The sequence below is a fragment of the Curtobacterium luteum genome (genome assembly GCF_001475545.1).
Taxonomy (GTDB): Bacteria; Actinomycetota; Actinomycetes; order Actinomycetales; family Microbacteriaceae; genus Curtobacterium; species Curtobacterium luteum_A.
In genome coordinates this window covers 1-8426 of record NZ_LDQC01000109.1, presented here as the reverse complement: position 1 = coordinate 8426, position 8426 = coordinate 1, and the positions used below count along the sequence as shown (strand labels likewise).

Here is an 8426-nt window from a genome sequence, read left to right as displayed (position 1 = left end):
GCCGGACGTGCACGTCCGGCTCCGGGTGCTCGGGAACCTCTCCGGCATGACCGAGTCCGCGTTCTGGCAGACGATGCAGGACAACCGGTGGGTCTGGCTCCGGGACACCGCCGGGAAGGCCATCACGCCCGCCCAGCTGCCGCAGAACGTCGGGCTGTCGGAGTTCCAGGACGACAGCGCCCGCAGCATCATGTACTTCGGCCGGGACATCGGATACACCGCCGACGGCGCCGTCCCGTTCCAGGAGTTCTACTGGGGGTCGTGGCTCCGCGCCCACCCGGAGCTCGGGCTCGCCGACTGGGACCAGGACGACCTCGCCGACTCGCTCGCACTCGTCGAGCGGATCACGAAGGCCCAGGTCGCACTCCCCCGCGACGAGGTCGTCGACGCCGCGAGCGGGTACACCGCCGCGGACCTCAGCACGCTGACCGCCTGGAACGACGGCAAGTCCGTGACCAAGGGCGAGTGGGCGAAGCTCTCCGCGCCGTACTCGTCGGACAAGCCCGGCAAGTTGGCGTACATGACCGAGTACCGGAAGACCCTGGCCACCGAGCCGGCCGAGCCGGCCGAGCCGGCCGACCCGGGCACCGACCCGACCGAGCCCGGCGACCCGGGGACGACGCCGACCGACCCGGGCACCACGCCCGCCGAGCCCGGCAGCGCCGAACCGACCGACCCGACGACCGTGCGCGGCTCCGTCACGGTCACGGGTGACCTGGTGGCCGGCGGCGCCGTGACCGTCCGCGGCACGGACTTCGCGCCCGACGCCGACGCCCGGGTCGAGATCCACTCCGACCCCGTCCTGCTCGGCACCGTGCGGACCGACGACTCCGGCGCGTTCACCCTCGCGGCGACCGTCCCGACCGGGCTGCCCGCCGGGACCCACACGGTCGTCGTGGTCGTCGGCGGCGTGACCGTCGGGTCGACCACGGTGACCGTCGTGGCCACCGACGGTGCGGGCACGGACGGCGAGCTCGCGTTCACGGGCGCCGAGGGACTCGTCCCCGCTGTGGTCGCCGCGCTCCTCGCGCTGCTCGTCGGCACGGGCATCGTGGTGGCACGGCGTCGGCGCGGTCACCGCGTGTAGTCAGAGCGGCCCCTTCACGGACGGGCGCGCCCCGCTCAGCGGCGACGCGAAGCGTCGCGCGGGGCGCGCCGACCGAGCCTGCGAGGGAGGCGCGGTGCCAGCTGGCCCCGCGCCTCCGGCCTGTTCCAGGTGTACACAAAAGTGCACCACTTGGTGCGTTTTTGTGTACACTCCCGACATGGACCTGACCAATCCGCTCGCCTCGATCCTCGCGGACTCGCAGGCCGACGCGCTCCGCGTCCTCGCCCGGACCGACGTCGGCTTGACCGGCCGACAGATCGCTCGTCTGAGCGGGACCGCACAGCACACGACGACGAAGCGTGGACTCGACAAGCTCGAACGGATCGGGTTGGTCAGCGTCACTCGCGGGCTGCAGCACTCGGAGTACCGAGCCAACCGGGACCACGTCCTCTGGCCGGCGGTCCAGGCGGGTCTCGATGCGCAGGACGAACTCTCGTCACGCATCGCCTCGTTCGTGGCACGGCGTGTACCAGATGCGATCAGTGCGGCCGTGTTCGGATCAGTCGCTCGGGGCGAAGCGACCGCCGCCTCCGACGTGGACATCGTCCTGGTGACCGAGGCCGGCGGTGCCGAGGACGTCGCCGTGGAGCTCGGCGACCTCGTGCGGACCTGGACCGGCAACGACTGCGGTGTGCTCGACTTCTCACGCGAACAGCTCGAGACCGCCGTGCACGAACGCGACCCCATCGTCGATTCGCTCCGGGCTGACGCTCGCACCGTGCACGGGACCGAGCTCCGGACCCTGCTCTGATGCCGGCTCGCACGAGGCAGATGACGTCGGTGGAGGTCGCAGCCCGTCGGAACGAGGCCGTCGCGTACCTCGAAGCGGCGCGTCTGCTCCGAACGTCGGACGCCCAGGCGGACTGGAAGGTGTGTGGTTCGAACGCCGTGCTGTGAGGCATCGCGGCTGCCGACGCGATCTGCGGCCACGTCCTCGGTCAACGCTCCGCAAGCGAGGACCACGCCGAGGCCCGGAGACTGCTGGACGCTGCGTGCAGCCCGGACAAGCAACCGGGCTCGCACCTGAAGCGCCTGCTCGACGAGAAGACGAACTTCCAGTACTCGGCGTCCCGTGTTTCACCGGCGCAGCTGGGCAGTCTGCTCACGGCACTCGAGCGGCTCATCGCACGGATGGAGGACGTCCTGCGGACGTGAGGAGCACGATGCCGACGCGGTCACCGCGCGTAGACAGCGCGACCGGTTCACGGACGGAAGGCGCGGTGCCGGCTGGCACCGCGCCTCCCGTCCGTCACCAGGTCGCGTCAGATCGAGGTGAGCCGGTCGTACTGCCCCGTCGAGATCTGCTGCGCAGCCCCGCCCGCGGCGGGGATCCGCCAGAGACCCGAGTCGGCGTCGACGAAGAGGTCGCCGGCCGAGTCCGCGGCGCCCGGGTAGTACCCGTTCGACGGGACCTTCGGGCCACCGGTGACGGCGAGTTCCTGGGTCGTGCCGGACGCGTCACGGGTGACCAGGGTGGCCAGCGAGTGGTCGGTCGTGCACGGGTGGAACGGGTCCGCCTCGGAGGTCGCCGAGCACCAGCCCGCCGACTGGCCGAGCAGGAGCGAGTCGGCGTTCGTCGCGCTGAACTGGTACTTGACCTTCGCCGGTACCTGCACGAGCGTCGACGATCCGGCCGCGAGCGACCAGAAGCCGTGGTAGCCGCTCCCGCCGAACGCGCGGAAGTCGAGGTACAGCGAGCCCTCGCCGTCGGCGACGACCGTGGTGAAGTACCCGATCGGCTGGCCGCTCGCCTGGCCCACCTTCCGGGTGGTCACCACGCCGTGGACCGTGCGGCTCACGACGGTGCCGACCGACGGCCCGGTCGAGGATCCCGGCGCGGAGACGAACGTGGACACGGTGCCGTCCCGTCCGACGGTCCACGCGGTGCCGCTCGACGGCAGGATCGTCTTCGGGACGCCGGCGCCGATCGGCAGCTTCACGATGCCGCCGGACACGGAGTCGACCCAGTACACGTTGCCGGCGACGTCGGAGCGCAGGTCCTTCGTCAGGTGGAGCCCCGTCGCGAGCACGCGCGCCGTGCCACCGCCGGCGGGGTACTGGAGCAGCTTCGTGCCGTCGCGCGAAGGGACGAACACGTTCCCGACGTCGTCCGCCGCGTAGCCGGCGCCGTCCTTCGCGACGGTCCTCGGTGCGCCGGTGCCCGTGGTCGGGAAGCGGACGACCGAGCCGGCGGCGTCGAGCCCGTAGAGCGACTGCGCGACCGTGGTGCTCGCCGGGGCGGTGTAGCGGACGGACACGGAGCGACCGTCGCCCTTGGCGCCGACTGCCCGGACGGAGAACGTGTAGTGCACGCCGGCGCGGATCCAGCCGTAGCGCTCGGACCGCACGGTCGCGGCGACGACCTCGGTTCCGCTGCCGGGCTGTCCGGCAGCCGGTCGGATCGAGACGCGCCAGTGCTTGACCGCGGCACCCGTCTTCGGAGGACTCCAGGTCAGCGTGGCGGCGTCACCGGCACCGCTGACGTGGACGGACGTCGGGGCCCCCGGGAGCCTCGACGAGGGAGTGGCCGCCACCGCGGGTGTCACTCCACCGATCACCAGCGCCGCGGCTGCCGCGGCGGTGAGCACTGCTCTGTACACGATCGATCCCCTGTTGTCTGCGCGGCCTTCGGGTGGCGGCGACTGAAGGTCATCGAAGCACCGTGGGGCGCGAGCCCGGGTCGGTGCGGGTCGATCGTGCGGGGTCGGCTCCGGGTTGGCGGGACCCCGCAACGGCGCAGCGAGTCTCGTGCGCGCCCGGCCGAGGCTCGTGCGCGGCCGCGCTGCGGGACAGCGTGCGACGCGGCCCCGCCGGGGCGCGGTCGCCTCAGTGGCGCGGCTTGCGCGCTCCGCGGTCGTCGCGGTCCCGGTCGTACCGGCCACCGCCACGCGGCCCGCGGTCGTCGCGGTCACGACCCCCGCGGTCGTCGCGGTCACGGTCGTACCGGCCACCGCCGCGCGGCCCGCGGTCGTCGCGGTCGAACCGACGGCCACCGCCTCCTCCGCGGCGATCGGGCTTGATCTCGATGAGCTTGCCGCTGATCCGCGTGTCGGACAGGCGGTCGAGCACGCCGGCGTCCATGTCGGTCGGGAGCTCCACGATGGAGAAGTCCGGACGGATCTGGATGGCCCCGAAGTCGTCGCGGCGGAGCCCGCCCTCGTTCGCGAGCGCACCGACGATCTGGCGCGGCTCGACGCGGTGCCGACGCCCGACCTCGATGCGGTAGGCCGTCATCAGCTGGGACCGACGCGGGCCACGGTCTTCACGGTCGCCTCGGTCTCCTCGGTCGTCCCGGTCACGACGGGCACCCGAGGCGCCGTCGCGACCGACCCGCGCGCTGAGCTCGTCCGACTCCGCGTCGAGGAGCAGCGGGTCCTCACCCTGCGCCACGACCGCCAGCGCCGCGGAGACGTCCTCGGCCGGCACGTCGTGGTTGCGGACGTAGTGGGCGATGACGTCGCGGAACGCCGAGATGCGGTCCTGCTGCTCGAGGGCCGCGGTGATCGCGTCGTCGAAGCGGGTCAGGCGCGTCTCGTTGACGTCCTCGATGGTCGGGAGCTGCATCTGCGTGAGCGGCTGCTTCGTGTGGCGCTCGATCGCGGCGAGCAGCCGGCGCTCGCGCGGCGTGACGAAGCTGATCGAGTCGCCCTTGCGGCCGGCACGACCGGTGCGGCCGATGCGGTGGACGTAGGACTCGATGTCGACCGGGATGTCGAAGTTCACGACGTGCGTGATGCGGTCGACGTCGAGGCCACGGGCGGCGACGTCGGTGGCGACGAGGATGTCGAGCTTGCCCGACTTGAGCTGGTTGACCGTGCGCTCGCGCTGCGCCTGGGCGACGTCACCACTGATGGCCGCGGCGGCGTACCCGCGGGCACGGAGCTTCTCGGCCAGGGTCTCGGTCTCGCTCTTCGTGCGGACGAAGATGATCATGCCCTCGAAGTCCTCGACCTCGAGGATGCGGGTGAGGGCGTCGACCTTCTGCGGGTACGACACCATGAGGTACCGCTGGGTGATGTTCGCCGCGGTCTTCGTCTTGGTCTTGACGGTGATCTCGGCCGGGTCCGTGAGGTACTGCTGCGAGATGCGGCGGATCTGCGCGGGCATCGTCGCCGAGAACAGCGCGACCTGCTTGTCGTCCGGGGTCTCGGCGAGGATCGTCTCGACGTCCTCCGCGAAGCCCATCTTGAGCATCTCGTCGGCCTCGTCGAGCACGAGGTACTTCAGCTCGGACAGGTCGAGCGTGCCCTTCGCGATGTGGTCCATGATGCGGCCGGGGGTGCCCACCACGACGTCCACGCCGCGACGGAGGGCGGAGAGCTGCACGCCGTACGCCTGGCCGCCGTACACGGGCAGGACGTGCACGTGCTTCATGTGCGATGCGAACTGCTCGAACGCCTCGCAGACCTGGAGCGCGAGCTCGCGCGTCGGGGACAGCACGAGCGCCTGGGGCACCTTGCTGCCGGACTCCATGCGGGACAGGATCGGCAGCGCGAAGGCGGCGGTCTTGCCGGTGCCGGTCTGCGCGAGGCCGACGACGTCGCGCCCCTCGAGCAGCGTCGGGATGGTGGCTTCCTGGATCGCGGACGGCGTCTCGTAGCCGATGTCCTTGACGGCCTTGAGCACCTGGTCACTCAGGCCGAGGTCGGCGAAGGTCACCACGGGCCCCTCGTCGACGGTCTCGGCTGTACTGGTGTTCTCGGTGCTCATGGGGAGAACGGTATCCCGGATGTGGCACGGAAGGTGAACGGGCGGCGTACCCTGCGCCGGCCTGGAGGCGCGTGGCGGGCCCGCGCCGCGCCTCCAGGCCGCCGTGGTGGCGTCGCGCTGACGCGATGCGGTGCCCGGTCAGCTCCCCGCGACGCGCGGTCAGGAGGCTGCGTCGCGCGCGGCTGCGCCCACCCCGAGGATCGTGTCGGCCTGGTCGTTGAGGCGTTCGAGCAGCGCCGCGAGCTGCCGGAGCTCCACGGTGTCGAAGCCACCGGTGAGGTCGTCGAAGACCTCGGCGCCGGCCAGGTCGAGCTGGTCGAGGACCTCGATGCCGAGCGGCGCGAGCGACAGGAGGGCTGCTCGACCGTCCGCCGGGTCCGGCGCCGTGGTGAGGAAGCCGCCGTCGACGAGCGAGGCGACCCGTCGGCTGATCACCGGCCGCGAGAGCCCGGTGGCGTCCGCGATCGCCGTGGACCGCACGGCGCCGAAGTGCTCGACGGCGCGGAGGATCACGCGAGCGGTCGGGTCGAGTCCCCCGCGTGACTCGATGAGTGAGGCGCGGATGGTCTGCCGCACCCACAGCCGGTCGAGCTGCGATCGGAGGAGTCGCTCGGCGGCGGTCCGGTCCTCGTTCACGGGGTCAGCGTACCGGCCGGATTTAGTTGCTTCCGGAACGCAACGGATGTATCGTTGCGCGGTCTGCAAACTTTCACAGCGCGAAACCCTCGCTCGCGCAGCTTGATCCAAGGAGCTCGATGACAGCCACCGCACCCGTCTCGGTGCAGGCCCCCGCGGCCGCAGGTGGGGCCGGTCAGCAGCCGCTGATGACCCACCGCCAGATCCTCCTCGTCATCTACGGCCTGATGGCGGGCATGTTCCTGTCGTCGCTCGGCCAGACGGTCTTCGGCACCGCGATCCGCACGATCGGCGACGACCTGCACGGGCTCGACCAGCAGGCCTGGGTCACGACCGCGTACCTCATCACGTCGACGATCGCGACGCCGATCTACGGCAAGCTCTCCGACATCTTCGGCCGCCGTCCGCTCTACATCTTCGGCATCGTCGTCTTCATCCTCGGCGCCGTGCTGTCGTCGATGTCGACCTCGATGATCATGCTCGCCGGCTTCCGTGCCGTGCAGGGCATCGGCGCCGGTGCGCTCATGTCGCTGCCGCTCGCGATCATGGGCGACATCCTCGCCCCCCGCGAGCGCGCCAAGTACCAGGGCTACTTCCTCGCCGTCTTCGGCATCTCGTCGGTCATCGGCCCGCTCATCGGCGGCCTGCTCGCCGGTTCCTCCGAGATCCTGTGGATCACGGGCTGGCGATGGGTGCTCCTCATCAACGTGCCGATCGGCATCGCGGCGCTCATCATGGTGATCGTCTTCCTGCACCTGCCGAAGGTGCACCGTGCCGGCGACAAGCCCGTCGTCGACTGGTGGGGCGCCACCGCCGTGATCGTCACGCTCGTCCCGCTGCTGCTCGTCGCCGAGCAGGGCCGCACCTGGGGCTGGGGTTCACCGGCCGCCATCGCCTGCTACGTGGTCGGTGTCGTCGGCCTGGTCGCGCTGCTCGTCATCGAGTCGCGGATGGGCGACGCGGCGATCATCCCGCTGAAGCTCTTCCGGTCGGGCACCTTCTCGATGGCCACGGTCATCGGCTTCCTCGTGGGCTTCGCCATGTTCGGCGCGATGCTGACCATCCCGCTGTACCTGCAGATCGTCGTCGGTCTCACCCCGACCGAGTCCGGGTTCGCGACCCTGCCGCTCGTCGGCGGACTGATGATCGCGTCCATCACGTCCGGCCAGATCGTCGCCCGGGTCGGCCGCTACCGGATATTCCCGGTCATCGGCACGTTCCTGGTGTCGACCGGCTACGTCGTCCTCACGTTCATGACGATCGACAAGCCGCTCTGGTTCCTCATGATCGGCATGTTCCTCATCGGCCTCGGCCTCGGCTCGGTCATGCAGTCGCTGACCCTCGCGTCGCAGGGCTCGGTCGAGGCACGGGACATGGGCGTGGCGACCTCGTCGGCGACGTTCTTCCGCCAGATCGGTGGCACGCTCGGCACCGCGGTCCTGCTCTCCGTGCTGTTCTCGGTCATGCCGGCGAACATCCTGCACGCGACCGCGAACGAGAAGGACCTGTCCGCCGCGCTCCGTGCAGCGACGAACCCGACCGTGGCGACCGCGAGCGAGAACCGAGGCGTCATGGACAAGATCTGGACGCCGATCGTCACCCCGCTCGAGGACGGCGTGCAGTCGAAGCTCGACGACGCCGCCGCGCAGGCGAAGCGCGCAGCCGACACTGCGGTGACCGAGCAGGTGACCGCCGCGGTCCAGCAGCAGGTCGCGGCCGGTGTCGTGCCCGCAGCGGCAGCGCAGCAGGTCATCGACCAGCAGGTCGCCGCAGCCACGCCCGCCGCCGAGCAGCAGGCCCTCGCCGCCGTCGCGGACAAGGCGCACGCCACCGTCCAGGACGGCACCGTCTCCGTGGACTGGTCGAACGCTTCCCAGCGCTCGTACTGGGTCGACCAGCTCACCCCCGGAGCTGTCGCGCCCCATCAAGGATCAGGACTCCTCGAACCGGTAGCGCAGCACATCCGAGACGA

7 protein-coding genes are annotated in these 8426 nt (G+C 71.1%); 4 read left to right on the top strand and 3 right to left on the bottom strand.

The genetic code is table 11. The features are described from left to right. The 3 genes from NS184_RS18915 to NS184_RS18435 all read left to right on the top strand — a co-directional run. On the top strand, positions 1-1087 hold a 1087-nt coding region (locus tag NS184_RS18915; RefSeq protein WP_193750507.1), incomplete at its 5' end, for a ParB/Srx family N-terminal domain-containing protein. 178 nt (positions 1088-1265) lie between these two features. Then, on the top strand, positions 1266-1859 hold the full coding sequence (locus NS184_RS15615; protein ID WP_058727020.1) for a nucleotidyltransferase domain-containing protein: 594 nt from the start codon (positions 1266-1268) through the stop codon (positions 1857-1859). Continuing rightward, positions 1859-2005: a hypothetical protein gene (locus NS184_RS18435; protein WP_193750505.1), complete on the top strand. Its 147-nt coding sequence runs from the start codon at positions 1859-1861 to the stop codon at positions 2003-2005. The genes NS184_RS15615 and NS184_RS18435 overlap by 1 nt, the downstream gene beginning before the upstream one ends. Positions 2006-2370: 365 nt before the next feature. Here the strand turns inward: NS184_RS18435 and NS184_RS15610 are convergent, their stop codons facing one another. The 3 genes from NS184_RS15610 to NS184_RS15600 all read right to left on the bottom strand — a co-directional run bounded on the left by NS184_RS15610 (position 2371) and on the right by NS184_RS15600 (position 6454). Beyond that, a complete protein-coding gene (locus tag NS184_RS15610) occupies positions 2371-3708 on the bottom strand; it encodes a fibronectin type III domain-containing protein (protein ID WP_193750504.1) in 1338 nt (445 codons plus the stop codon). Positions 3709-3934: 226 nt separating this feature from the next. Beyond that, complete coding sequence (locus NS184_RS15605) at positions 3935-5818, bottom strand: DEAD/DEAH box helicase (RefSeq protein ID WP_058727018.1); 1884 nt, start codon at positions 5816-5818, stop codon at positions 3935-3937. 159 nt (positions 5819-5977) lie between these two features. Further along, complete coding sequence (locus tag NS184_RS15600) at positions 5978-6454, bottom strand: MarR family winged helix-turn-helix transcriptional regulator (protein WP_058727017.1); 477 nt, start codon at positions 6452-6454, stop codon at positions 5978-5980. A gap of 119 nt (positions 6455-6573) precedes the next feature. Here NS184_RS15600 and NS184_RS15595 point away from each other — a divergent pair. After that, a partial coding sequence (locus NS184_RS15595) for an MDR family MFS transporter (RefSeq protein ID WP_242863088.1) occupies positions 6574-8426 on the top strand: 1853 nt, incomplete at its 3' end.